This window comes from Caballeronia telluris (assembly GCF_001544495.1).
In the GTDB taxonomy this organism is placed as follows: Bacteria; Pseudomonadota; Gammaproteobacteria; order Burkholderiales; family Burkholderiaceae; genus Caballeronia; species Caballeronia telluris.
The window spans coordinates 1-25550 of sequence record NZ_FCNZ02000017.1; the positions used below are offsets into that span (position 1 = coordinate 1).

Sequence of the window (25550 nt, forward strand, 5' to 3'; positions counted from 1 at the left end):
AGTCCGGCGGGGCCGCCGCCGACGATCACGACGTCATATTCCATCGACTCGCGGGGGCCGTACTGCTCGATGAGACTCTCCGGGGTCATCCAATGCTCCTATGTACCGTTAGAATGCTTTTTTCGGGGATCGCGTATTGTCAGCGAAACGTCTGGTGGGGTGCAACCGACCATTCGCCTATTAGCACGATCGTACTATTTATGTGATAGCGTGCCGCCTTGACCCGAATGCGCATGCGAGCGCACGCGGCCAAGGCGGCCGCGAAACCGACGCACAACGAATCGCCGTGTTGCCGTGACCGTGCCGGCGCGGCTGGATCAACCGAACAACAAGGAACCACAATGGGCCGTTCGATCAATCTGGAAGGCAAGGTCGCGCTGATCACGGGCGCTTCCAGCGGGCTCGGCAAGCGTTTCGCGCAAGTGCTGTCGCAGGCGGGCGCCAAGGTCGTCCTCGCGAGCCGGCGCACCGAGCGTCTGAAGGAACTGCGCGCCGAGATCGAGGCGTCGGGCGGCGCGGCGCACGTCGTCGCGCTCGACGTCACCGATTCGCAGAGCATCAAATCGGCCGTCGCGCATGCGGAGACGGAAGCCGGCACCATCGACATCCTCGTCAACAACTCGGGCGTGTCCACGACGCAAAAGCTCACCGACGTCACGCCCGCCGACTTCGATTTCGTCTTCAACACCAACACGCGCGGCGCCTTTTTTGTCGCGCAGGAAGTGGCGAAGCGCATGATCATGCGCGGCAACAGCGCGTCGAAGCCGGGTTACCGGATCATCAACATCGCGTCGGTCGCGGGATTGCGCACGTTTCCGCAGATCGGCCTTTATGCGATGAGCAAGGCCGCCGTCGTCCATATGACCCGCGCGATGGCGCAGGAGTGGGGCCGCCACGGCATCAACGTGAACGCGATCTGCCCGGGCTATATCGACACCGAGATCAATCACCATCACTGGAAGACCGAGCAGGGCCAGAAGCTGATGTCGATGCTGCCGCGCCGGCGCGTCGGCAAGCCCGAGGACCTCGACGGACTTCTTCTGCTGCTCGCCGCGGACGAATCGCAGTTCATCAACGGCTCGATCATTTCCGCCGACGACGGCTTCAATCTTTAACCTTTAACGCCTGTTTCCGGACGCAGTAATGAGCAACGAAAGCGACTTTCACCCTGTTTTTGAGATGTCCATGCCGATCCGCTGGGGCGACATGGACGCCTTCGGGCACGTCAACAACACCGTCTATTTCCGCTACATGGAGCAGGTGCGCATTTCCTGGTTCGAGCAACTCGGCATCGCGGGCGGCAACGGCGAGGGGCAGGGGCCCGTGATCGTCAATGCGTCGATGGAGTTTCTGAAGCAGCTTCATTATCCCGGCGACGTGATCGGCCGGATGTCGGTCGGCAAGCCCGGCCGCAGCAGTTTCGACACGCGTTTCGAGCTCTATCGCGCCGACGATCCCGCGACGCTCTATGCGAAGGGCGCCGCGAAATGCGTCTGGATCGACTATGCAGCGGGCAAGTCGGTGCCGATCCCCGACCTGCTGCGCCATACCATCGAGACGGCGGCGCCCGTCGTCGCGCCTTAACCGAGTCTCAAGTCCCGAGAAGCCGCTGCAACAGTTCGGTCGCGTTGCCGGTATCGTACTTTCGCATCAGCCGCGCGCGATAGATGTCGACCGTGCGCGGGCTGATGTCGAGCACGCGGCCGATCTGCTTGCTGGTTTTGCCCATCACGAGTTGCGCGGCGATCTCCCGCTCGCGCGGCGTCAGTTCGATCGCGACGCGCCGCGTCGCGCTCAGGTCCTCGAAGGTCCAGATGCCCGCAGCGTGCGGTGCCGACAGATCCAGCGAACGACCGGTCACGTGGCACCAGAAGAGTTCGCCGTTCGCGCGCTTCATGATGCGGTCGTCGGCGTAGCTGCCTTGCGCCGCCATCAGCGCGGCGATCCGCTCGCCGATGCGCGCGAATTCGTCCGGCGACGGGTACAGCACCTCGAAAGACTGGCCGATCAGCGCGGTGCGCGGCGCGCCGAAGATCGCGCAGAGCGCCTCGTTGCAATCCTCGACGATTCTTTCCCGGGACAAAACGAGTCCGATGGGCGCAAGATGAAACGCGGTTTGGTAATCCAGTTCGGGCATGTCGAGTGGTGTCGGGCGCGCCGCACGGCGAGGACAGTGCGGCGACTGCTTATGTATTTTTGCGTATTGTGCCGGATCGACTTGCCGTCGTACTCTTTCGTCACGCTAAAACGCCGCCGAGAGTCGTCAAGCGCAATAAAAATGCGACTCGCAGCGGCACCAAAAGCCGATTTTCGGTTGGTTCACAACATGGAAGGGACAAACAGATGAACAAGGTCTATCCCGGCGCGAAAGAGGCGCTCGATGGCATCGTCAAGGATGGTCAGACATTCGCCGTCGGCGGCTTCGGGCTGTGCGGCATCCCGGAGGCGCTCATCGCGGCGCTGCGCGATTCGGGCGTGAAGGACATCACCTGCATCAGCAACAACGCGGGTGTCGACGGCTTCGGTCTCGGCCTGTTGCTCGAGACGCGCCAGATCAAGAAGATGATTTCGTCGTACGTCGGCGAAAACAAGGAATTCGAGCGGCAATATCTCGCTGGCGAACTCGAACTCGAATTCACGCCGCAGGGCACGCTCGCCGAAAAGCTGCGCGCGGGCGGCTCGGGCATTCCGGCGTTCTTCACGAACACGGGCTTCGGCACGATCATCGCGGACGGCAAGGAAACGCGCCAGTTCGGTGAAAACCACTACGTGCTCGAACATTCCCTGACCGCCGATGTCGCGCTCGTCAAGGCGTGGAAGGCGGACAAGTCCGGCAACCTGATCTACCGCCGCACGGCGCGCAACTTCAACCCGATGTGCGCGATGGCCGGCAAGATCACGGTCGTGGAGGTGGAAGAAATCGTCGAAACCGGCGAACTCGATCCGGACGCGATCCATACGCCGGGCATCTTCGTGCAGCGCATCGTGCTGAACGCGAATCCCGAGAAACGCATCGAACAACGCATCGTCCGCGCGAAAGGAGAATGACCATGGCATGGACTCGTGATCAAATGGCCGCGCGCGCGGCGCAGGAACTGCAGGACGGCTTTTACGTGAACCTCGGCATCGGCTTGCCGACGCTCGTCGCCAACCATGTGCCGGCGGGCGTCGAGGTGTGGCTGCAGTCGGAAAACGGGCTGCTCGGCATCGGGCCGTCGCCGACGGAAGAAGAAGTCGACGCCGACCTCATCAACGCCGGCAAGCAGACGGTGACGACGCTGCCGGGCTCGTCGATCTTTTCGTCGGCGGATTCGTTCGCGATGATCCGCGGCGGCCACATCAACCTCGCCATCCTCGGCGCGATGCAGATCAGCAAGACGGGCGATCTCGCCAACTGGATGATCCCGGGCAAGATGATCAAGGGCATGGGCGGCGCGATGGACCTCGTGGCGGGCGTCAAGCGCGTCGTCGTGCTGATGGAGCACGTCGCAAAGGGCGACCAGCACAAGATCCTCGAAGAATGCACGCTGCCGCTGACGGGCGTGGGCGTCGTGAACCGGATCATCACGGACCTGGGCGTGATCGACGTCACCGAGAACGGGCTGAAGCTGGCCGAACTGGCAGACGGCGTCACGGCTGAAGAGATTCAGCAGAAGACCGGCGCGCCGCTGGACGTGAGCGGCGTGAAATAAGCGCTGCGGGTTGCGTCGGTAAAAGGCGGGCGAAGCGTGAGGCTTCGCCCGCTTTCCTTTTTTGGGCCGTCTTTTTGCTTGGGCACACTGGCCGTGTTCGCACTTGTCCGTTCGGCGAACGTGGCGCGAGGCGCGCAATCTCGGCAGCCAAACTGTTTACAATCGATTCGACTCTCATCGAGGAAAGCCCATGTCCATGCCCATCGTCGAAGCTACGCCCCTGAAGTCCACGGCAGCCGAGCCGCGCCAGCGCTACGTGCAGTGCGCGAGCCCGGCGGGATTGCATCGCGTTGCGTACACGGAATGGGGCGATCCGGCGAATCCGCGCGTGCTGCTCTGCGTACATGGGCTCACGCGCTCGGGCCGCGACTTCGACGCGCTCGCCCGCGCGCTTTGCCGGGAGTATCGCGTGGTGTGTCCGGATGTCGCCGGGCGCGGCCTGTCGGACTGGCTCGCCGAGCCGAAGTACTACGGCGTGCCGCAATACATCGCCGACATGGTGACGCTTATCGCGCGGCTGAACGTCGAGACGGTGGACTGGTTCGGCACCTCCATGGGCGGGCTGATCGGCATGGCGCTCGCGGGCCTGCCGAACACGCCGATCCGCAAGATGCTGCTGAACGACGTCGGACCGCACATCGAGCCGGTGGCGCTGCAGCGCATCGGCCAGTACCTCGGCAAGCCCGCCGAATTCGCGACGCTCGATGAAGGCATCGTCCATGCGTCGACGCTCGCGGCATCGTTCGGCACCTTGACGGACGAAGAATGGGCCCAGATCAACACGCCGCTTTTGCGTGAGCGCGAAGGGCGCTGGGGTTTTCGCTACGACCCGGGCATCGCGTTGCCGTTCGCCGCCGCGACCGACGAAACCAATGCCGCCGGCGAGGCGTTCCTGTGGCACTCGTTTGTCTCGATAAAGTCGCCGGTGCTCGTCGTGCGCGGCGAAACGTCCGATTTGCTGTCGCGCGAGACGGTTGAGCAAATGGTCGCGCGGGGCCAGGCGGTCGAGAGTTGCGAGATGGCGGGTGCGGGGCACGCGCCCGCGTTTCTCGCGGCGGAACAGATCGAGGTCGCGCGGCGCTTCTTTCTCGAAAACAGATCGGACGGGGCATAATATTGGGCTCGGCGGCGCGCTCATCCCGGGCGCGCGCACACCAAAGGGACACCCATGGCAGTTACTCGTCATCACGTCGGCGCGCGTCTTTCCGAAATCGCGATTCACAACGGAACGGTCTATCTGGCGGGCCAGATCGCCGAAGACACGGAACAGGACATCAGCGGCCAGACCCGCGAAGTGCTCGGCCACATCGACCGTCTGCTCGAAGAAGCCAACAGCGACAAGTCGCATCTGCTGTCGGTGCAGATCTATGTCTCCGACATGGCGAATTTCCCCGCGATGAACGCCGTGTGGGACACGTGGGTCGCCGCCGGCAACACGCCGCCGCGCGCTACCGTCGAAGCCAAGCTCGCGAATCCGGCGTGCCTCGTCGAAGTCGTCGTGGTGGCGGCGCAGCGTAGCTAGGCCTTTCGCTGTCGCTTTGATCGCATGACCGATACCGCCGTTTCCCCCGAACTGTTGCCCGAGCCGTCCTTCGACGACGCGCTCGCGTTCGTGCGCGAGCACGCGGGCGACGCGCGGCTCGTGAGCGGCGAGCCGCTCGTCGAGCACGCGCTGGGAACGGCGCGCATCGTGCAGTCGCTTAACATCGACTCGCACGCGGTCGCGGCGGCTGCGCTCTTCACCCTGGCGCCGCATCTCGACGATCCGACGCATGCGATCGGCGAGCGCTTCGGCCCGGAAGTGGAGGCGCTCGTGTCGGACGTGCGCAAGCTCGCGCGGCTCGGCTCGGTCAGTTCGCGCGCGACGCAGGCGGTGTTGCCCGAAAGCGGGCGCGATGCGCAGGCCGCGCGCCGGGCGCAGGTCGAGGCGCTGCGCAAGATGTTCCTCGCGTTCGCGCAGGACATCCGCGTGGTGCTGATCCGGCTCGCGTCGCGCGTGCAGTCGCTGCGCTACTACGCGGCGCAGAAGACCCAGCCGCCGCCGGACGTGCCGCGCGAGACGCTCGAAATCTACGCGCCGCTCGCGAACCGGCTCGGCATCTGGCAACTGAAGTGGGAACTCGAAGACCTCGCGTTCCGCTTCGAAGACCCCGTCACCTACAAGCGCATCGCGAAGCTGCTCGACGAGCGGCGGGTCGAGCGCGAATCGTATGTGACGAGCGCGATCGCCCGGCTGCAGACCGAGCTTGCGACCGCGCACATCAAGGCCGAGGTGAGCGGCCGGCCGAAGCACATCTACAGCATCTGGAAGAAGATGCGCGGCAAGGAGCTCGACTTCGCCGAACTGAACGACGTGCGCGCGTTTCGCGTGATCGTCGATGACATCAAGGATTGCTACACGGTGCTCGGCATCGTGCACAACCTGTGGCAGCCGGTGCCGAAGGAATTCGACGACTACATCTCGCGGCCGAAGCCCAACGGCTACAAGTCGCTGCACACGGTCGTGATCGGCGACGACGGCCGCGCGTTCGAAGTGCAGATCCGCACGCACGAGATGCATCGTTTCGCGGAATACGGTGTCGCGGCGCACTGGCGCTACAAGGAAGCCGGCACGCGCGGTTATGCGGGCCAGGTGACGGCGAGCGAGAAGTACGACGAGAAGATCGCGTGGCTGCGGCAGTTGCTCGCGTGGAAGGACGACGTGTCCGACACCGAACGGCCGGGGTCCGGGCCTGGGCCTGGGTGGCAGCAGTTGCGCGACGCCACGCTCGACGACGACCACATCTACGTGCTCACGCCGCAGGCGCGCGTGATCGCGCTGCCACAGGGCGCGACGGCCGTCGATTTCGCCTATCACCTGCATAGCGAACTCGGGCACCGGTGCCGCGGCGCGCGCGTCGACGGCGCGATGGTGCCGCTCAACACGCCGCTGCAAAACGGCCAGACGGTCGAGATCGTCGCGGTGAAGGAGGGCGGCCCCTCGCGCGACTGGCTCAACCCGCAACTCGGCTACCTGCACAGCGCGCGCGCGAAGCAGAAGGTGCGCGCGTGGTTCAACGCGGTCGAGGCTGAGGAGAACATCGCGTCGGGCCGGGCGATCGTCGAAAAGACGTTGCAGCGCGAAGGCCGGACGTCGGTCAATCTGGACCAGCTTGCCGCCAAGCTCGGCTTCAAGACGCCCGAGGAACTCTACGCGCTCGTCGCGAAGGAAGAATTCAGCCTGCGACACATCGAGCAGGCGCTCTCCGACACGCCGCCGCCCGAGCCCGAACCCGAAGCGCCCGAGCAGTTTGAAAAGCGCAGCAGTGGGCAGAGCGTGGCGGCGGGGGCATCGACGGGCGTGCTGGTCGTCGGCGTCGATGCGCTCCTCACGCAGCTCGCGCGTTGCTGCCGCCCGGCGCCGCCGGACCCGATCGCGGGTTTCGTGACGCGCGGCAAGGGCATGTCGATCCATCGCAGCGACTGCGCGACCTTCAAGCGGATGGCCGACCGTTCGCCCGAGCGCGTGCTGCACACGACCTGGTCGGCGGACGTGATGGGCGGGCGCGGGCAGTCGGTGTATCCGGTCGATCTGGCGGTCGAATCCGCCGACCGGCAGGGGCTGCTGCGCGACATTTCGGAAGTGTTCGCGCGTGAAAAGATCAACGTCGTCGGCGTAAAGAGCCAGAGCCGGCGCAATATCGCGTACATGCACTTCACGGTCGAGGTGTCGAATGCCGCGCAGATTCAGCGCGCCTGCACGCTGCTCGGCGAGGTGCAGGGCGTGATTCGTGCTTCGCGCCGCGCCTGAGTGTTGATCTAAGGTATTGAATCGGAAGCGTATTTGGCGGGAAGTTAAACGTATCGACGAATATTTTCACAGTCACTGCATAAAAACACTTGCCAAGATTCAAAACGGTCCATATAATTTCGTCTTCTTCAGGCTCGTAGCTCAGCTGGTTAGAGCACCACCTTGACATGGTGGGGGTCGTTGGTTCGAGTCCAATCGAGCCTACCAACGAAAACGAAATCCCGGTTCGCCGGGGTTTCAACACCGCAGGAAGCGCCTCGGCGCTAAAGGCGATCAAAAAGATGGCACCGCGAACGTTGACCGAAACAACTTCGGAGCGACGCTAGTCGAGGACCTCTTTCGCCCTTGTGGTGTGTAAGAAAGTGAATGCGGCCCCTCGAATGTGGGGCCGCATTTTTTTTTGCCTATTTGAATTGCCTGCTGTTGCCCTTGGAGTCCGAAGGGCATGGCTGATTTGAACTTGATCGCCGTGTGCCGGCGTCTTGGAGAACGAAATGGTTTCGATACGCTTGCCCGACGGCTCCGTCCGACAGTACGACCACCCCGTGACGGTCGCCGAAGTCGCGGCCTCGATCGGCACGGGTCTCGCCAAGGCCGCGCTCGGCGGCCGGGTGGATGGCGAACTCGTCGATACATCGGCGCTGATCGACCATGACGCGTCGCTTGCCATCGTCACCGAGAAAGACGCGGACGGCCTCGACATCGTTCGTCACTCGGCCGCGCACTTGCTCGCCTACGCCGTGAAGGACCTGTATCCGGAAGCGCAGGTGACGATCGGGCCGGTCATCGACAACGGTTTCTACTACGACTTCGCCTACAGCCGTCCCTTCACGCCCGAAGATCTCGAAAAGATCGAAAAACGCATGCAGGAACTTGCGAAGAAGGACGAGCCGGTGTCGCGCCGCGTCGTCTCGCGCGATGACGCCGTCGATTACTTCAAGAGCATCGGCGAGAAGTACAAGGCGGAGATCATTGAGTCGATTCCGGCAAGCGACGAAATCAAGCTTTATTCGCACGGCGGGTTCACCGACCTGTGCCGCGGGCCGCACGTGCCGTCGACCGGCAAACTGAAGGTGTTCAAGCTGATGAAAGTCGCGGGCGCATACTGGCGCGGTGACTCGAAGAACGAGATGCTTCAGCGCATCTACGGCACGGCCTGGACCAAGAAGGAAGATCAGGAAGCGTATCTGCACATGCTGGAAGAGGCCGAGAAGCGCGATCACCGCAAGCTCGGCAAGCAGCTCGACTTCTTCCATCTGCAGGACGAAGCGCCCGGCATGGTGTTCTGGCATCCGAAGGGCTGGTCGCTGTGGCAGCAGGTCGAGCAGTACATGCGCCGTCGCGTGAACGCTGCCGGGTATCTCGAAATCAAGACGCCGATGGTCATGGACCGTTCGCTCTGGGAAGCCTCGGGTCACTGGCAGAATTATCGTGAAAACATGTTCACGACCGAGTCGGAGAAGCGCGACTACGCCATCAAGCCGATGAACTGCCCGGGCCACGTGCAGGTGTTCAATCACGGCCTGCGTTCCTATCGCGATCTGCCGCTGCGCTACGCGGAGTTCGGTTCGTGCCATCGCAACGAGCCGTCGGGTTCGCTGCACGGGCTGATGCGCGTGCGCGGCTTCGTACAGGACGATGCGCATATTTTCTGTACGGAAGACCAGTTCATCTCGGAATCGATCGCGTTCAACACGCTCGCGATGAGCGTCTACAAGGACTTCGGCTTCGAGAACATCGGCATCAAGCTCGCGCTTCGTCCCGACCAGCGTGCGGGCACCGACGAAATCTGGGATCGCGCCGAACAGGGCCTGCGCGACGCGCTGACCGCGTGCGATCTGCAATGGGAAGAATTGCCGGGCGAGGGCGCCTTTTACGGTCCGAAGATCGAATATCACATCAAGGACGCGCTCGGCCGTTCCTGGCAGTGCGGCACGCTGCAGCTCGACATGGTCCTGCCCGAGCGCCTCGGCGCGGAATACGTGTCGGAAGACAACAGCCGCAAGCGCCCGGTCATGTTGCACCGTGCGATCGTCGGGTCGATGGAGCGGTTCCTCGGCATTCTGATCGAGCACCACGCTGGTGCGATGCCCGCTTGGCTCGCGCCAGTGCAGGCGGTTGTGCTGAATATCGCGGAAAATCAGGTGGATTACGCTCGCGATCTGGCCCAATCGTTGCAAAAACAAGGGCTTAGAGTAGAGGCGGATTTGCGCAACGAGAAGATTAGCTATAAAATACGCGAGCACACGCTGCAAAAGGTCCCGTATTTGCTGGTCGTCGGCGACAAGGAGCGTGAGGCGAAAACCGTAGCCGTGCGTGCTCGTGGCGGTGTCGATCTAGGTTCCATGCCGGTCGACGCATTCCTCGAACGCCTGCAGCAGGACGTGCAGACGTTCAAGTAAGTCACCCGCAGCGCGGCTTGTTTTTTAATTTTTAGAGGAAACGTAACATCGCTACTGATAAGTCGTCACATCGCATCAACGGTGAAATTACCGCACCCGAGGTGCGCTTGGTCGGAGTGGACAACGAGCCGCTCGGAATCGTGAAACTCGCCGATGCTTTCCGCCAGTCGGAACAGCTGGACGTGGATCTCGTCGAAATCGCGCCGCAGGCCGTGCCGCCTGTCTGCCGTTTGATGGATTACGGCAAGTTCAAGTACTCGGAAGCGAAGAAGCAGCACGAGGCGAAGCTCAAGCAGAAGATCGTTCAGGTCAAGGAAGTCAAGTTCCGGCCGGGCACCGACGACGGTGACTACAACGTGAAACTGCGCAACCTCACGCGTTTCCTCGAAGACGGCGACAAGACGAAAATCACGTTGCGTTTCCGTGGGCGCGAAATGGCCCACCAGGAAATCGGCATGCGCATGCTGGAACGCCTGAAGGCGGATCTCGATGAACACGCGCAAGTCGAGCAGATGCCGAAGATGGAAGGCCGCCAGATGATCATGGTGCTGGCGCCGAAGAAAAAGAAGTAATCGATGGATCGCGCCGGTTTGGCGCGGCATCGACGGAAGTTTCAGGGCGCCGCCGGGCAACCGGCGACGCTCATGGAAATGCGGCGGTTGTCTCAATCGCTTGCACACAAGTGGTACGTGGGTTTCGAAGGGCGGGAAAGGATCGATGGATCAACCGCACACCCATGTCCATCTAATAAACTGGAGTAGTTTCATGCCGAAGATGAAGACCAAGAAGAGTGCTGCAAAGCGCTTCGTGGTGCGTCCGGGCGGTACCGTCAAGCGCGGTCAGGCCTTCAAGCGCCACATCCTGACGAAGAAGACCACCAAGGTCAAACGCCATTTGCGCGGTTCCACGGCTGTTCATCAAGCAGATATGAACTCCGTGCGCGCAATGCTGCCGTTCGCTTAACCCTTAACCGAAACTCATAGGAGCGCAACATGCCTCGAGTAAAACGTGGGGTTACCGCACGGGCCCGTCACAAGAAAGTCATCAAGCTGGCCAAGGGTTACCGCGGCCGTCGCAATAACGTCTATCGCATCGCCAAGCAGGCGGTCATGCGCGCCGGGCAATACGCCTATCGCGATCGCCGCAACAAGAAGCGTGTGTTCCGCGCACTGTGGATCACGCGTATCAATGCAGCGGTGCGTCAGCACGACATGACCTACAGCGTGTTCATCAATGGCCTGAAGAAGGCTCAGATCGAACTCGACCGCAAGGTTCTGGCTGACATGGCTGTGTTCGACAAGGCTGCTTTTGCTGCGATCGTCAAGCAGGTGAAAGCCGCCGTTGCAGCCTAATTGCGAAATTAGTACTGCGTGGTTCGTCGCCGCGAAGATCCGGTAGTTTCGGTGCCGCAGCGACAGAAAACGGGGCTTTCGAGCCCCGTTTTCGTTGGTCGGGCGGATTGCACATGTGGCCGCCCGTTCGGTTGAGCAGTTGAACTTCGACGTTGAAAAGATGGGATCAATGGACCTGGACCAGATTGTCGCCGACGCGCAAAGCGCCTTTGAAAACGCCTCCGATGCCGCCACCCTCGAAAACGAGAAGGCGCGCTTTCTCGGCAAATCGGGCGCGCTCACCGAGTTGCTGAAGGGCCTCGGCAAGCTCGATCCGGAAACGCGCAAGACCGAAGGCGCGCGCATCAACGTCGTCAAGGCGAAGGTCGAAACGCTGCTTACCGCGCGACGCCAAGCGCTCGCCGACGCGCTTTTGAACCAGCGGCTCGCGGCCGAAGCGATCGACGTGACGCTACCCGGGCGCGGTCTTGGCGCGGGCACGCTGCATCCCGTGATGCGCACGTGGGAGCGGGTCGAACAGATCTTCGCGACGATCGGTTTCGATGTGGCCGACGGCCCCGAGATCGAAACCGACTGGTACAACTTCACCGCGCTGAACAGCCCGGAGAATCATCCGGCGCGTTCGATGCAGGACACGTTCTACGTCGACGGCAACGACGCCGACGGCCGGCCGCTCCTGCTTCGCACGCACACGAGCCCGATGCAGGTGCGCTACGCGCGCATGAACAAGCCGCCGATCAAGGTGATCGTGCCGGGCCGCACGTATCGCGTGGACAGCGACGCCACGCACTCGCCGATGTTCAACCAGGTCGAAGGCCTGTGGATCGAAGAGAACATCAGCTTTGCAGACCTGAAGGGCGTCTACACCGACTTCCTGAAAAAATTCTTCGAGCGCGACGACATTCTCGTGCGCTTTCGCCCGTCGTACTTTCCGTTCACCGAACCGTCCGCCGAGATCGACATGATGTTCGAGCACGGCAAGAACGCCGGTAAATGGCTCGAGATTTCGGGCTCCGGTCAGGTTCATCCGACCGTCATCCGTAACATGGGTCTCGACCCGGAGCGCTATATCGGCTTCGCGTTCGGCAGCGGCCTCGAACGCCTGACGATGCTGCGCTACGGCGTGCAGGACCTGCGCCTTTTCTTCGAAAACGATCTGCGTTTCCTGCGGCAGTTCGCGTAACGCGCTTCTCGCCCACGATGCCCGGTGCATAAGAAATCCTAAGACCGGGCGCAGACACCACTTATTTCGAACGTAGACACACATGCAATTCCCAGAATCCTGGCTTAGAAGCTTCGTCGATCCGGCACTGACGACCGACGAACTGTCGCACGCGCTGACGATGGCGGGTCTCGAAGTCGAAAGCTTGCAGCCGGTCGCGCCGCCGACCACGAAGATCGTCGTCGGGCAGGTGCTGGAAGTCGCCAAGCATCCGGACGCGGACAAGCTGAACGTCTGCCAGGTCGACGCCGGCACGGGCGAGACGCTCAACATCGTGTGCGGCGCGCCGAATGTGTCGCCCGGCATCAAGGTGCCGGTCGCGCTGGTCGGCGCCGAGTTGCCGCCGGCAGAGGCGGGCGGTGCGCCGTTCGCGATCAAGCTGTCGAAGCTGCGCGGCGTCGAGAGCCAGGGCATGCTGTGCTCGGCGCGCGAACTCAAGCTGTCGGAAGATCACAGTGGCTTGCTGATCCTTTCCGCCGATGCGCCGATCGGCCAGGACATTCGCGAGACGCTCAATCTCGACGATACCGTCTTCGAAATCAAGCTGACGCCGAACAAGGCGGACTGCCTCTCGGTGTTCGGAGTCGCGCGCGAGACGGCCGCGATCACGGGCGCGCCGCTCACGACGCTCGACATGCCGCCGGTCAACGCGACGCTGGACGAAAAGCTGCCGGTCAAGATTCTCGCGCCCGACCTGTGCGGCCGCTTCTCCGGCCGCGTGATTCGCGGCGTGGACGCGCACGCGAAGACGCCGCAATGGATGGTCGAACGGCTGGAGCGGTCTGGTCAGCGCAGCATTTCGGCGCTCGTCGACATCTCGAATTACGTGATGCTCGAACTCGGCCGCCCGACCCATGTGTTCGATCTCGACAAGATTCACGGCGGCATCGAAGTGCGCTGGGCGAAGAAGGGCGAGTCGCTCAAGTTGCTGAACGGCAACACCGTCGAACTCGACGAAACCGTCGGCGTGATCGCGGATGACCATCAGGTCGAAAGCCTCGCGGGCATCATGGGCGGCGACAGCACAGCCGTCTCGCTCGATACGACGAACATCTACCTGGAAGCCGCGTTCTGGTGGCCCGACGCCATCCGCGGGCGCGCGCGCAAGTACAACTTCTCGACCGACGCGGCGCATCGCTTCGAGCGCGGCGTCGATTATTCGACGACCGTCGAACACATCGAGCGCATCACGCAACTGATTCTCGAGATCTGCGGCGGCGCGGCCGGCCCGGTCGACGATCAGATCGTCAATCTGCCGACGCGCGCGCCGGTCGCGATGCGCGTCTCGCGCGCGCATCGGATCATCGGCATCGAGATTGGCGCCGAAGAGATCGCGCAGATTTTTACGCGCCTCGGTCTCGCATTCGAGCGCGATGGTGACACCTTCTTGGTGACGCCGCCGCCGTATCGCTTCGACATCGAGATCGAAGAGGATCTGATCGAGGAAGTTGCGCGCATTTACGGCTTCGAAAAAATTCCGGCACGGCCGCCGGTCGCGAAGAGCGAAATGCGTCCGACCAACGAGACGAAGCGCTCGATCCACGTGATCCGCCACGCGATTGCCGCGCGCGACTACGCGGAGACGGTGAACTTCAGTTTCGTCGATGCCGAGTGGGAGCGGGATTTCGCGGGCAACGACAACCCGGTCAAGCTGCTCAATCCGATTGCGAGCCAGTTGTCGGTCATGCGCACGACGCTCTTCGGCAGCCTGATCAACGTGTTGCGCTACAACCTGAACCGTCGCGCGGAGCGTATCCGCGTGTTCGAGGCGGGTCGCGTGTTCCTGCGCGATCCGTCGATCAAGGCGGGCGAACTCGCTGTCGAAGGCTTCGCGCAGCCGAAGATGATCGGCGCGCTGGCCTATGGGCCGGCGCTGGACGAGCAGTGGGGCGCGCCGTCGCGCACTGTCGATTTCTTCGACGCGAAGGGCGACGTCGAGGCGCTCTTTGCGCCCGTGATGCCGCGCTTCGTGAAGGCCGAGCATCCGGCGCTGCATCCGGGACGCAGCGCACGCATCGAAATCGATGGCCGCGCGGTCGGCTGGATCGGCGAGCTTCATCCGCGCTGGCTGCAAAAGTATGACCTTCCGCAAGCGCCGATTCTTTTCGAAATCGAAGCAGAAGCGCTGATGGAACGCTCGCTGCCGGTGCCGTCGGAGGTGTCGAAATTCCCGCCGGTGAAGCGCGATATTGCGATCGTCGTCGACGAGAAAGTGGAGGCTCAGACGCTCCTGGACGAGCTCGAAAACGCCCGTTCCGAACCCGCGTGCAAGCACGTCACGAGGGTTGTGCTGTTCGATGAATTTCGTCCAAAATCAAGCACTTCCGGTGGGTTGGGGGCGCACGAGAAAAGCCTTGCCTTCCGTGTGACGTTGCAAGATACTGGCGGGACGCTTCAGGACGAAACGGTCGAAACGGCCATCAAAACGCTGGTGGATCGCTTGGCTCGAGTACATGGCGCGCGGTTGCGCGGATAGCCTTTGGTTGGCCCCTCCGTCTTCATCGTCACGCCATTTTTATGATATGAACCAAATGAACTCGAGTGATTTCGAAGCCCTTCTTTCGGCGCAACGCAGCGCCATGATCCGAGATATCCCGACTTCGAACGGCGCGGCGTCCAGTGAGACGCCGACGCTCACGAAAGCCGAACTGGCCGAGATGCTGTTCGACCACGTCGGACTCAACAAGCGCGAAGCGAAAGACATGGTCGAAGCCTTCTTCGAAGTCATTCGCGACGCGCTCGAAAGCGGCGACAGCGTCAAGCTGTCCGGCTTCGGCAACTTCCAGTTGCGCGACAAACCGCAGCGGCCGGGACGCAATCCGAAGACAGGCGAAGCCATTCCGATCGCCGCCCGTCGCGTCGTTACGTTTCACGCGAGCCAGAAGTTGAAGGCGCTGGTCGAGACCGGCGCGGAAACCAGCTTCGGCCGCTGACGGACGAAACCGCGCTGCATGCCTGTTCGCCAGCGCCTCTGCGATATCCACCTACGAAGGTTGATCGACGATGGAAAAAGTCGTCTTGCCTCCGATCCCGGCCAAGCGCTACTTCACGATCGGTGAAGTCAGCGAACTATGCGGCGTGAAACCGCATGTGCTGCGCTATTGGGAGCAGGAGTTCACGCAGTTGCGGCCGGTCAAACGGCGCGGGAATCGTCGGTATTATCAGCATCATGAGGTGCTGCTGATCCGGCGTATCCGCGAACTGCTTTACGAACAGGGCTTCACGATCAACGGGGCGCGTAACCGCCTCGATTCGCATGGCCGCGTGAACGGCGATGAGGACGATGAAGCCGAGGTCAGCGCAAATGCGCCTGCGCAGGTTGCGGTGGATGTGGAGCAGTTGAGGAAGGAAATTCTGCAAGTGATCGATCTGCTGGGCGGTTGAGACTGCAGTCGGATCGAATGGAGGCGCCGCGACGAGAGTCGCGGCGTTTTTGTTTTTGAAGCCTCGACGATCGGCAGGGACGCGCCCCAAGCCTTGCGATACTACTCGTGCTCGGTCTCGGCGACGGGTTCGTAGACCCATGCAAATTTCAGCGGCGTGAGCCATCTGAAACTCGTCATCGTCTCTTCCTGGAACGTGCATTCGACCGCCGCGGGAACGTTGATCGTCGCCACTTTGACGGTGTCCGTCTGGCCGCCCTTGATCTGCGTCGTCACGAGCGTGCGCGACACGCTCTTGTAGCTGCCCTCGACCACGACACGCGATCCGCGATGCGCGATCTTCGTCGCTTCGACGGACAACGGGACGTCGGCGGTCGGGTAGGTGGCGATCATCTTCTGCTTGCACTGCTGGCCGTTCCGGTAGCCCGTCGTGCATGCGGCAAGAACACACGCGAGGCCGGCGAGCATCACGCGCGAAGCAATGGTTCTCATATTGATCCTGAAAAATGTCGCCGGAAGTCTACCGCACTCTGCGCGGCAGATGGAGGATGGCGCAAGCATCACGATGCGGCGATGCGCTTCACGACGGCTCGGCATGAATCTCGGGTGTTGCGTGCCGATGAACGACATTGCAGCAGAAAAGAAAAAGGACCTAGCCCGTGAAGGCTAAGTCCTTGATTTCCTTGGTCGGGGCGAGAGGATTTGAACCTCCGACCACCTGCACCCCATGCAGGTACGCTACCAGGCTGCGCTACGCCCCGAAAGAGCGAAAGTATATCAGACGGGTTTCGTATTGAGAACCCTTGGAAAGGCTTCGCCGACGATGCTTCACAATTCCACTCACACCGCCCGGCCGTGCAACCGCGGCATCCTCAAACCGACAGCTCCGACTGCGAGTACTCCGACGTCTTGATGATCACCGGCTGCCGGCCGCGGCTACGCCAGCGCTGCCGGAAGCGAACCGCGAGCACGATACCCACGGCACAAGGAATCACATACGCGACGACACGTTCCGCCCAGGCCGACATCGACGCGAGGTTCGCATAGCTTGTCCGCTCCGCCGAAGTCGCCGAGGCGAACACGTGCATGAGGACGAAGTCGAGCACCATGGCGAGCAGGCAAAAGCCGACGAAGATCAGCGCGCCGTTCCACCGCGCCTCGCGCAGGCTCGCATTGATCGTGTTGCAGATGAACACGGCCGCCCCGAGCAGCATGAAGTTGAGGAACAGTTGAAACCACGGGAAGTTCATCGCGGATCCGATCGAAAAAGGAAGTGAGAAGGCTCGTTCGTCGCTCAGCCCGGCGTTCGAAAACGCTGGGCAATGGGACCAAAATCGGGCGGGATCATCACACGGCGGCCGATGCGCTTGAATACGAGTTATCCTAATTGACCAAGTGTTTCGCCGGCAGCGCCTTCCAGTCAGGTCAGAGACTCAGACAGAAAATCGATGAACGTGCGCACTTTCGTCGTCATGTACTTGCGGCTCGTATAGACCGCGTACACCGAAGGCGCGAACGCGGCATAGTCCGGCAGCACGCGCACGAGATTGCCCGCCGCGAGTTCCGGCGCCACGATCCACTCCGGGAAATACGCGAGTCCGAGCCCGGCGCGCACGAGTTGAAGCGACATCGACGTATCGTTGGTCTTGAACACCGCCTGATTTTTCACGGTGAACGTGCCGTCGGGCCCGCTCAGTTCGACCGTCTCGATATTGGTGTAGGTCGGCAGGATCATGCGATGCCGGTCCAGATCGTCAGGGCGGCGCGGCGTGCCGTGCCGTTCGAGATACGCCGGCTCGCCCGTGAGGATGAACGGCACCCTGCACAGCGGCCGCACGATCAGCGAAGGCGACGGCTCGGACGTCGCACGGAGCGCCAGGTCGTAGCCTTCCTCGACGAGATCGACGAAACGGTTTTCCAGGCGAAGGTCGATCAGCACCTCGGGATAACGTTCCCGGTAGGCAACGAGAAGATCGGCGAACTTGCGCGTCGCGAACCAGCCGGGCGCCGTCACCTTCAGCACGCCCTGCGGATGCGCCGTCTGCGCGCCGACAGCCGCTTCGGCCGCCTCTAGGATGTCGAGCGCCTCGCTGCACTGCTCGAAGTAGACGGCGCCGGCTTCGGTCAGGCTCAGATGGCGCGTCGTGCGGTTGAGCAGGCGCACGCCGAGCTGACGTTCGAGATTCGCCACATGCTTGCTCGTCATCGCGGTCGAGATGTCGAGGCGTTCGGCGGCCTTCACGAAACTTCCCGCTTCGACGACTTCCCGGAACACCCGCAAGCTGGTCAGCGCATCCATCCGATCATTTCCCGGCAGGAAACAAAACATCATTCTAGCCGGGCCGGCGCGGCGCGCCGTCACTTCGGCCATTCATCCAGCGCATCGTTGAAAAGGGACGCGACGACGCCACGCAGCCACATCGTGCGCGCGTCGTTGTGGAACTTGCGATGCCAGTGCTGCCGGAGATCGAAGTGCGGCAGGGAGAGCGGCGGCTCGGCGAGCGTGATCGACGCATGCTCGGCGACATAGGCGAAGCCGATCGCGTGCGGCACGGTCGCGATCAGATCCGTGCGCGAAAGAATGAAGGGCAAACTCATGAAGTGCGGCGTTTCGAGCACTGCGCGTCGTCGAATGCGTTGTTTGTCGAGAAAATTCTCAAGGATTTCCTGGCTGCGTCCTTCGGCGCGCACGACGGCGTGTCCGCATGCGATGAACTGTTCGAGCGTGAGCGGCCCGCGCGCAAACGGATGATCGCGCCGCATCAGGCAGATGAAGCGGTGCGAGAAAAGCCGTTGCTGAAAGAAGTTGTTGCCGCCGAGATCCGGAAAATAGCCGACCGCGAGATCGATGTCGCCGGCTTCCAGCCCGCGTTCGACTTCGCCGTGCGCGAGCGATACCGAGCGCAGGTTCGCATGCGGCGCCTCGACGGCGAGCGCTTGCAGAAGACGCGGCAGGAACACGATTTCGCCGACGTCGGACAGGGCGATCGAAAACGTGTCGGTCGTTGCGGCCGGGTCGAAATGCTGGGTGTCGAGCAGGCCGCGTTCGATGCGGTCGAGCGCCTCGCGCGCGGCGGGCACGAGCGAGAGCGCGCGGGGCGTGGGTTCCATGCCGCGCGAAGTCCGCACGAACAGCGGGTCGTTGAAATAGTCGCGCAACCGGCCGAGCGCCGTGCTCACGCGCGGCTGGCTCACGCCGAGCCGTTCGGCGGCGCGGCTGACGTTGCGCGTCTCCTCGATCGCGACGAGATACGGGATGAGGTTCAGATCGAGGTCGTTCATGCGGCGGGCATTTTCGGCACGGTTATCGGCGGGCGAGATAAAGGGTAGTGCCTCTTTCGTCTTTTCGAATAGTGGCGCTTGTGCCTATCCGCGCCGCGCGACCATCTCCGAGACGCGTTGCGCCGCGTCCTGCAGCGGTTCGAGAAACGCCTTCACCATCTGCTTCGCGCTCTTTCGCTGCGCATTCCCGCTGATATTGAGCGCCGCGATCACGCGCCCCTGCCGGTCGCGGATCGGCGCCGACATCGAGATCAGCCCTTCCTCTAGTTCCTGATCGACGATCGCCCAGCCCTGACGGCGCACGGCGCGGATCGCTTCGGCGAGCGCGGCGTGGTCGGTGAGTGTGCGCGGCGTGCGGGCGACGAGCTCGCTCGCGTCGAGCACGGCGTCGAGTTGCGTGTCGTCGAGCGCGGCGAGCAGCACGCGGCCCATCGACGTGCAGAACGCCGGCAGGCGGCTGCCGATCGAAAGGTTCTGCGTGATGATCTTGTGAGTCGGCACGCGCAGCACGTAGACGATGTCCGTGCCGTTCAGCACGGCGGCCGAGCAGCTCTCGTGCACCCGTTCGACGAGTTCCTCCATCACCGGCTCGGCGAGATTCCAGAACGGCATCGACGTGAGATAGGCGAAACCCAGGTCCAGGATCTTCGGCGTAAGCTGAAAGCGCCGCCCGTCAGCCTCGACGTAGCCTAGCGCCTGCAGCGTCAGCAGGATGCGGCGCGCGCCCGCACGCGTGAGGCCCGCGGCGGCGGCCACTTCGGTCAGCGTCTGCGCGGGGCGGCTCGCGTCGAACGAGCGGATCACAGCGAGTCCGCGCGCGAACGACTGGACATACGAATCGCCGGGCTTCGCTGTGTCCGGCTCGTCACTGGAGAGAACTTGCGCTGGATCGTCGTTCATGGGGAAAGGTCCGTCGGTAAAAACCCGTAGTTCGTTGACACGACAACGAACGCAGGAATAACATCGCGTTGTTCGCTAATCGAATCCATGTTCGCATGCCGAACAATTCGAAGCAAGCGTTTTGAACCAGCAGGTTAACCCCGAGTCCGGTCCGGCACATCGTGAGCGCGTCGAACGCGTAAGAAGGCCGCCGGGCCACTCGCAGGAGAAGAACGGCATGATCAACAAGATTTTCGATTCGCTCGCGTCGGCGGTGGCGGATGTGCACGACGGAGCGACCATCATGATTGGCGGTTTCGGTACGGCGGGCATGCCGTCGGAACTGATCGACGCGCTGATCGAGCAGGGCGCGCGCGAACTGACGATCGTCAACAACAACGCCGGCAATGGCGAAACGGGCCTCGCCGCGCTGCTCAAGGCGAAGCGCGTGCGCAAGATCATCTGTTCGTTTCCGCGCCAGACCGACTCGCAGGTCTTCGACGCGCTCTACCGCGCGGGCGAAATCGAACTCGAACTCGTGCCGCAGGGTAATCTCGCGGAACGCATCCGCGCGGCGGGCGCGGGCATCGGCGGCTTCTTCACGCCGACCGGCTTCGGCACGAAGCTCGCGGAGGGGAAGGAAACACGTCTGATCGACGGCAGGCAGTATGTGCTCGAAGCGCCGCTGCACGCCGATTTCGCGCTCGTGAAGGCATATAAGGGCGACCGCTGGGGCAATCTGGTCTATCGTAAAACTGCGCGCAACTTCGGGCCGATCATGGCGAGCGCGGCGAAAACGGCGATCGTGCAGGTGTCGCAGGTCGTCGAACTCGGTGCACTCGATCCGGAAAACATCGTCACGCCGGGCATTTTCGTGCAGCGCGTCGTGGAAGTGCCGCAAGCCGTCCATCAAGCCGAACTCGCGGCCTAAGCAAAAAGGAACAGCCATGAAAAAACTGACTCGTGACGAAATGGCGAAACGCGTCGCCGCCGATATTCCCGAAGGCGCCTACGTGAACCTCGGCATCGGCGTGCCGACGCTCGTCGCCAATCACCTCGCGGCGGACCGCGAAATCTTCCTGCACAGCGAAAACGGCCTGCTCGGCATGGGCCCGGCGCCGGCCAAGGGCGAGGAAGACGACGAGCTCATCAACGCGGGCAAGCAGCACGTCACGCTGCTGACAGGCGGCGCCTTTTTCCACCACGCCGATTCGTTCGCGATGATGCGCGGCGGCCATCTCGATTTCTGCGTGCTCGGCGCGTTCCAGGTGTCGGCGAAGGGCGATCTCGCGAACTGGCACACCGGCGCGCCCGACGCGATTCCGGCGGTCGGCGGCGCGATGGATCTCGCGATCGGCGCCAAGCAGGTCTACGTGATGATGGAATTGCTGACCAAGCAGGGCGAGAGCAAGCTCGTTGCCGAGTGCTCGTATCCGGTGACGGGGGTGGACTGCGTCGATCGCGTGTACACGGATCTCGCCGTGTTCGACGTGACGCCGGAAGGCTTCGTCGTGCGCGAGATCGTCGATGGGCTCTCGTTCGAGGAGCTTCAGGAACTCGCCAAGGTGCCGCTGCAATACGCGCCGCTGACCGAAACCGCATAAGCCGAATATTCCCGGAGACATTGATGAAAGAAGCATTTTTGTGTGACGCGATTCGTACCCCGATCGGCCGCTATGCGGGCGCGCTCTCGTCGGTGCGTGCCGACGACCTCGGCGCCGTGCCCCTGCGCGCGCTGATGGAGCGCAACAAGGACGTCGACTGGAACGCGGTCGAGGAAGTGATCTACGGCTGCGCGAACCAGGCGGGCGAGGACAATCGCAACGTCGCGCGCATGTCGACGCTGCTCGCTGGTTTGCCCGAAGGCATCGCGGGCACGACGGTGAACCGCCTGTGCGGCTCGGGCATGGACGCGATCGGCATCGCGGCGCGCGCGATCAAGTCGGGCGAAGCGAGTTTCCTGATCGCGGGTGGTGTGGAGAGCATGAGCCGCGCGCCGTTCGTGCAGGGCAAGGCGACGAGCGCCTTCTCGCGTCAGGCCGACATCTACGATACGACCATCGGCTGGCGCTTCGTCAATCCGTTGATGAAGAAACAATACGGCGTCGATTCGATGCCGGAAACGGCGGAAAACGTCGCGGATGACTATAAGGTGAGCCGCGCCGATCAGGACGCGTTCGCCGTGCGCAGCCAGCAGAAGGCGGCGCGCGCGCAGAAGGACGGCACGCTCGCGCAGGAAATCGTCGCGGTGACGATCGCGCAGAAGAAGGGCGATCCGATTGTCGTCTCAAAGGACGAGCATCCGCGTGAGACGAGTCTCGAAGCGCTCGGAAAGTTAAAGGGCGTCGTGCGCCCGGACGGCAGCGTGACGGCGGGCAACGCGTCGGGCGTGAACGACGGCGCGGCCGCGCTCATCATCGCCGACGAAGACAGCGCGAAGCGCTTCGGCCTCGTGCCGCGCGCACGCATTCTCGGCCTCGCGACGGCGGGCGTCGCGCCGCGCGTGATGGGCGTCGGCCCGGCGCCGGCGACGCAAAAGCTGCTCAAGCGCCTGAACATGACCATCGACCAGTTCGACGTGATCGAGCTGAACGAAGCGTTCGCGTCGCAGGGCCTCGCGGTGCTGCGCATGCTCGGCGTCGCGGACGACGATCCCCGTGTCAATCCGAACGGTGGCGCCATCGCCTTGGGTCATCCGCTCGGCATGAGCGGCGCGCGCCTCGTCACGACCGCGAGCTACCAGCTTCAGCGCACCGGCGGCCGCTTCGCGCTTTGCACGATGTGCATCGGCGTGGGGCAGGGCATCGCGATTGCGATCGAACGTGTCTGAGCCCATGTTGGCAGCGACCGGGCGGCTGACCGACCTCATCTGCGGCACCGACGCGATGAACGCGGTCTGGTCGCCGCACGCGACCGTCCAGGCGATGCTCGACGTCGAAGCCGCGCTCGCGCGCGCGTCGGCGGCGCATGGCGTGATTCCGTCGAGCGCGGTCGGGGCGATCGAAGCCGCGTGCCGCGCGGACGCGATCGACGCGCGCGCGCTCATGACGGGCGCGGCGGCGGGCGGCAATCTGGCGATTCCGCTCGTCAAGCTCTTGACGGCGGTCGTGAAGAACGCGGACGCCGAAGCGGCCAAATACGTCCACTGGGGCGCGACGAGCCAGGACATCATCGACACCGGCACGGTGCTCCAGTTGCGCGCGGCGCTCGATCTCGTCGATGCCGACCTGCGCGACCTGTGCGCGGCGCTCGCCGATCAGGCGAGGAAATACCGCACGACGCCGATGATGGGCCGGACCTGGCTTCAGCAGGCGCTGCCGATCACGCTCGGCCTCAAGTTCGCGCAATGGCTCGACGCGCTGACGCGTCACCGCGAGCGCCTTGCGATGCTGCGCTCGCGCGCGCTCGCGCTGCAGTTCGGCGGCGCGGCGGGCACGCTCGCGAGCCTGCGCGACAAGGCGCAAGGCGTCGCCCAGACGCTCGCCGACGAACTCTCGCTCGCGTTGCCCGCGCTGCCGTGGCATACCGAGCGCGACCGCATCGCGGAAACCGCTTCGTGCTTCGGCATGCTGATCGGCACGCTCGGCAAGATGGCGCGCGATATTTCGCTGTCCATGCAGACTGAAGTCGGCGAACTCGCTGAACCGGCGGCCGCGGGCAAGGGCGGTTCGTCGACGATGCCGCACAAACGCAATCCGGTCGGCTGCGCGGCGGTTCTGACCGCCGCGACGCGCGCGCCGGGGCTCGTCGCGACGGTTTTCGCGGGCATGCTGCAGGAGCACGAGCGCGCGCTCGGCGGCTGGCAGGCCGAGTGGGAAGCGCTGCCAGAACTCGCGCGCTTGGCGGGCGGGGCGCTCGCGCACATGAAGACCATCGTCGCGGACATCGAAGTGAACACCGGGCGGCTCGCGGCGAATCTCGACGCGACGCGCGGCCTCGTGCTCGGCGAAGCGGTGATGCTTGCGCTCGGCGACCGGATCGGCCGGCTCGATGCGCATAAGCTGGTCGAGCGCGCGTCGAAGGAGGCGGTCGCGAGCGGCCGCACGCTCTTCGACGTGCTGGGCGCGGACGCCACCGTCATGCAGCATCTCTCGACCGATCAGTTGAAACAGTTGCTCGACCCGGCGAATTACGCCGGCTGTGCGCAGGCGTTCATCGACGCCGCGCTCGAGCTGCATCACGCCAACGCGTGAAAACCCAGGAGCGAAACGCAAAATGCCTCACGCCGCCGTCAACGGTATCCAGCTTTACTATCGCGTCGACGCCGACGCGGGCGAGACCGCCCCGTGGCTCGTGCTGTCCAACTCGCTCGGCAGCGACATGTCGATGTGGGCGCCGCAAGCCGAGGCGTTCGCGAAGCACTATCGCGTGCTGCGTTACGACACGCGCGGCCACGGCCACTCCGATTCGCCGCAGGGCCCTTACACGATCGACCAGCTCGTCGGCGACGTGATCGGCCTCATGGACGCGCTGCACATCAAGCGCGCGCACTACTGCGGCCTGTCGATGGGCGGGCTGACCGGCGTCGGGCTCGCCGCGCGCCATCCGGAGCGTTTCGAGCGCGTGGTGCTGTCGAACACCGCCGCGCTGATCGGCTCGGATGCCGTCTGGACGCCGCGGGCGGCGAAGGCGCGCGAAGTCGGCGGCATGATCGGGCTGACGGACGCGGTCATTCCGCGCTGGTTCACGGCGGGTTTCATCGAGCGCGAGCCGCTCGTGCTCGCGCCGATCCGCGACGTGTTCCGCCATACCTCGGGGGACGGCTACGCGTCGAATTGCGAAGCGATCCGCGATGCCGACCTGCGCGACGAGGCGAAGACGATCAAGGCGCCGGTACTGGTGATCGCCGGCACGCACGACATGTCGACGCCGGCCGCGCAGGGCCGCGAACTTGCCGGCTATATAGAAGGGGCGCGCTACGTCGAACTCGACGCGGCGCATCTGTCGAACATCGAAAAATCGGCGGAATACACCCGCCACGTGCTGGAGTTCCTGGGAGAACAACGATGACCGAAGACGAACGTTACGACGCGGGCTTGAGCGTGCGCCGCGCGGTGCTCGGCGACGCGCACGTGGACCGGTCGCTCGCCAATCGCACCGATCTCACGACCGAGTTCCAAAACCTCATCACGCGCTATGCGTGGGGCGAGATCTGGACGCGTCCCGGCTTGCCGCGCCACACGCGCAGCCTCGTGACCATCGCGATGATGGTGGCGCTCAATCGTAGCGAGGAACTCGCGCTGCATTTGCGGGCGGCGAAGAACAACGGCGTCTCGCGCGACGAGATCAAGGAAATCCTGATGCAGACCGCGATTTATTGCGGCGTTCCTGCGGCGAACTCGGCGTTTCATCTGGCGCAGAAGATTTTCGACGAGGATGACAAGGCGTTGCCGCCGGGGTGAGTCAGGTGTAGCGCTGTTGCGCGGGTTGGACGAAAGCCGTTCCGGGTTAAACCGGAACGGCTTTTTTTCGTTTGTACGGCCCGGGTCGCCAAACGAACTATCCCGATCAGGATAAGAATTCGAGGCATGCATCGTCCGAATGGACG

27 protein-coding genes and 2 tRNA genes are annotated in these 25550 nt (G+C 63.4%); 22 read left to right on the forward strand and 7 right to left on the reverse strand.

All coding sequences use genetic code 11. The features are described 5' to 3' along the window. Positions 1 to 341 precede the first annotated feature (341 nt). Together AWB66_RS21095 and AWB66_RS21100 are read left to right on the forward strand one after the other, a co-directional pair. Positions 342 to 1115: an SDR family oxidoreductase gene (locus AWB66_RS21095; protein WP_087632130.1), complete on the forward strand. Its 774-nt coding sequence runs from the start codon at positions 342 to 344 to the stop codon at positions 1113 to 1115. Between the two features lie 28 nt (positions 1116 to 1143). Then, the gene (locus tag AWB66_RS21100) at positions 1144 to 1584 is read left to right on the forward strand and encodes an acyl-CoA thioesterase (protein ID WP_087632131.1); all 441 of its coding nucleotides are present in this window, start codon (positions 1144 to 1146) and stop codon (positions 1582 to 1584) included. Positions 1585 to 1591: 7 nt separating this feature from the next. On the opposite strand, the gene AWB66_RS21105 is transcribed toward AWB66_RS21100, so the two are convergent. After that, complete coding sequence (locus tag AWB66_RS21105; protein WP_087632132.1) at positions 1592 to 2137, reverse strand: PAS and helix-turn-helix domain-containing protein; 546 nt, start codon at positions 2135 to 2137, stop codon at positions 1592 to 1594. A 206-nt stretch (positions 2138 to 2343) separates the two neighbouring features. Between AWB66_RS21105 and AWB66_RS21110 the strand changes: the two genes are divergently transcribed. From AWB66_RS21110 to AWB66_RS21175, 14 genes are all read left to right on the forward strand, one after another. After that, positions 2344 to 3048, forward strand: a complete 705-nt coding sequence (locus tag AWB66_RS21110; RefSeq protein ID WP_087632133.1) for a CoA transferase subunit A — start codon at positions 2344 to 2346, stop codon at positions 3046 to 3048. Between the two features lie 2 nt (positions 3049 to 3050). Continuing rightward, on the forward strand, positions 3051 to 3692 hold the full coding sequence (locus AWB66_RS21115) for a CoA transferase subunit B (protein WP_087632134.1): 642 nt from the start codon (positions 3051 to 3053) through the stop codon (positions 3690 to 3692). Between the two features lie 196 nt (positions 3693 to 3888). Next, positions 3889 to 4806, forward strand: coding sequence for an alpha/beta fold hydrolase (locus AWB66_RS21120; RefSeq protein ID WP_407642304.1), 918 nt, complete (start codon positions 3889 to 3891; stop codon positions 4804 to 4806). 54 nt (positions 4807 to 4860) lie between these two features. Further along, positions 4861 to 5214 (forward strand): RidA family protein, encoded by a 354-nt coding sequence (locus tag AWB66_RS21125; protein ID WP_062637424.1) that lies wholly within the window; start codon positions 4861 to 4863, stop codon positions 5212 to 5214. 24 nt (positions 5215 to 5238) lie between these two features. Beyond that, positions 5239 to 7482 (forward strand): RelA/SpoT family protein, encoded by a 2244-nt coding sequence (locus tag AWB66_RS21130; protein ID WP_087632136.1) that lies wholly within the window; start codon positions 5239 to 5241, stop codon positions 7480 to 7482. Positions 7483 to 7612: 130 nt separating this feature from the next. After that, positions 7613 to 7689 (forward strand) — tRNA-Val (locus tag AWB66_RS21135). A gap of 287 nt (positions 7690 to 7976) precedes the next feature. Continuing rightward, on the forward strand, positions 7977 to 9884 hold the full coding sequence (gene thrS / locus AWB66_RS21140) for a threonine--tRNA ligase (RefSeq protein ID WP_087632137.1): 1908 nt from the start codon (positions 7977 to 7979) through the stop codon (positions 9882 to 9884). A 47-nt stretch (positions 9885 to 9931) separates the two neighbouring features. After that, the gene (infC, locus tag AWB66_RS21145; RefSeq protein WP_087632138.1) at positions 9932 to 10456 is read left to right on the forward strand and encodes a translation initiation factor IF-3; all 525 of its coding nucleotides are present in this window, start codon (positions 9932 to 9934) and stop codon (positions 10454 to 10456) included. Between the two features lie 193 nt (positions 10457 to 10649). Further along, a complete protein-coding gene (gene rpmI / locus AWB66_RS21150) occupies positions 10650 to 10847 on the forward strand; it encodes a 50S ribosomal protein L35 (RefSeq protein WP_087632139.1) in 198 nt (65 codons plus the stop codon). 29 nt (positions 10848 to 10876) lie between these two features. After that, entirely contained in the window at positions 10877 to 11236 is a 360-nt protein-coding gene (rplT, locus tag AWB66_RS21155) for a 50S ribosomal protein L20 (protein WP_062637433.1), read from the forward strand. A gap of 169 nt (positions 11237 to 11405) precedes the next feature. After that, the gene (gene pheS, locus AWB66_RS21160) at positions 11406 to 12419 is read left to right on the forward strand and encodes a phenylalanine--tRNA ligase subunit alpha (protein WP_200819035.1); all 1014 of its coding nucleotides are present in this window, start codon (positions 11406 to 11408) and stop codon (positions 12417 to 12419) included. 82 nt (positions 12420 to 12501) lie between these two features. After that, positions 12502 to 14934 carry a phenylalanine--tRNA ligase subunit beta gene (gene pheT, locus AWB66_RS21165; protein WP_087632140.1) on the forward strand — a complete coding sequence of 811 codons (2433 nt, stop codon included), beginning with the start codon at positions 12502 to 12504 and terminating at the stop codon, positions 14932 to 14934. Positions 14935 to 14980: 46 nt separating this feature from the next. Further along, entirely contained in the window at positions 14981 to 15391 is a 411-nt protein-coding gene (locus AWB66_RS21170) for an integration host factor subunit alpha (protein WP_087632141.1), read from the forward strand. 70 nt (positions 15392 to 15461) lie between these two features. Then, a complete protein-coding gene (locus AWB66_RS21175; RefSeq protein ID WP_087632142.1) occupies positions 15462 to 15842 on the forward strand; it encodes a MerR family transcriptional regulator in 381 nt (126 codons plus the stop codon). 101 nt (positions 15843 to 15943) lie between these two features. On the opposite strand, the gene AWB66_RS21180 is transcribed toward AWB66_RS21175, so the two are convergent. From AWB66_RS21180 to AWB66_RS21205, 6 genes are all read right to left on the reverse strand, one after another. Further along, complete coding sequence (locus AWB66_RS21180; RefSeq protein ID WP_087632143.1) at positions 15944 to 16333, reverse strand: hypothetical protein; 390 nt, start codon at positions 16331 to 16333, stop codon at positions 15944 to 15946. 192 nt (positions 16334 to 16525) lie between these two features. Beyond that, positions 16526 to 16602, reverse strand: a tRNA-Pro gene (locus tag AWB66_RS21185). A gap of 111 nt (positions 16603 to 16713) precedes the next feature. Continuing rightward, complete coding sequence (locus AWB66_RS21190) at positions 16714 to 17091, reverse strand: hypothetical protein (RefSeq protein WP_087632144.1); 378 nt, start codon at positions 17089 to 17091, stop codon at positions 16714 to 16716. A gap of 170 nt (positions 17092 to 17261) precedes the next feature. Next, a complete protein-coding gene (locus AWB66_RS21195) occupies positions 17262 to 18140 on the reverse strand; it encodes a LysR family transcriptional regulator (RefSeq protein ID WP_087632145.1) in 879 nt (292 codons plus the stop codon). 59 nt (positions 18141 to 18199) lie between these two features. Continuing rightward, positions 18200 to 19123: a LysR family transcriptional regulator gene (locus AWB66_RS21200; RefSeq protein ID WP_087632146.1), complete on the reverse strand. Its 924-nt coding sequence runs from the start codon at positions 19121 to 19123 to the stop codon at positions 18200 to 18202. Between the two features lie 84 nt (positions 19124 to 19207). After that, a complete protein-coding gene (locus tag AWB66_RS21205; RefSeq protein WP_087632147.1) occupies positions 19208 to 20023 on the reverse strand; it encodes an IclR family transcriptional regulator in 816 nt (271 codons plus the stop codon). Positions 20024 to 20240: 217 nt separating this feature from the next. On the opposite strand from AWB66_RS21205, the gene AWB66_RS21210 reads away from it, so the two are divergent. The 6 genes from AWB66_RS21210 to pcaC are packed head-to-tail and all read left to right on the forward strand — an operon-like array spanning position 20241 to position 25404. Then, entirely contained in the window at positions 20241 to 20933 is a 693-nt protein-coding gene (locus AWB66_RS21210) for a 3-oxoacid CoA-transferase subunit A (protein ID WP_087632148.1), read from the forward strand. Between the two features lie 16 nt (positions 20934 to 20949). After that, the gene (locus AWB66_RS21215) at positions 20950 to 21606 is read left to right on the forward strand and encodes a 3-oxoacid CoA-transferase subunit B (protein WP_087632149.1); all 657 of its coding nucleotides are present in this window, start codon (positions 20950 to 20952) and stop codon (positions 21604 to 21606) included. Positions 21607 to 21629: 23 nt separating this feature from the next. After that, positions 21630 to 22832, forward strand: a complete 1203-nt coding sequence (pcaF, locus tag AWB66_RS21220; RefSeq protein ID WP_087632150.1) for a 3-oxoadipyl-CoA thiolase — start codon at positions 21630 to 21632, stop codon at positions 22830 to 22832. Positions 22833 to 22836: 4 nt separating this feature from the next. Continuing rightward, on the forward strand, positions 22837 to 24195 hold the full coding sequence (locus tag AWB66_RS21225; protein ID WP_087632151.1) for a 3-carboxy-cis,cis-muconate cycloisomerase: 1359 nt from the start codon (positions 22837 to 22839) through the stop codon (positions 24193 to 24195). A gap of 22 nt (positions 24196 to 24217) precedes the next feature. After that, complete coding sequence (gene pcaD, locus AWB66_RS21230) at positions 24218 to 25012, forward strand: 3-oxoadipate enol-lactonase (RefSeq protein WP_087632152.1); 795 nt, start codon at positions 24218 to 24220, stop codon at positions 25010 to 25012. Further along, a complete protein-coding gene (gene pcaC, locus AWB66_RS21235) occupies positions 25009 to 25404 on the forward strand; it encodes a 4-carboxymuconolactone decarboxylase (protein ID WP_087632153.1) in 396 nt (131 codons plus the stop codon). The genes pcaD and pcaC overlap by 4 nt, the downstream gene beginning before the upstream one ends. The last annotated feature ends 146 nt before the right edge of the window (positions 25405 to 25550 follow it).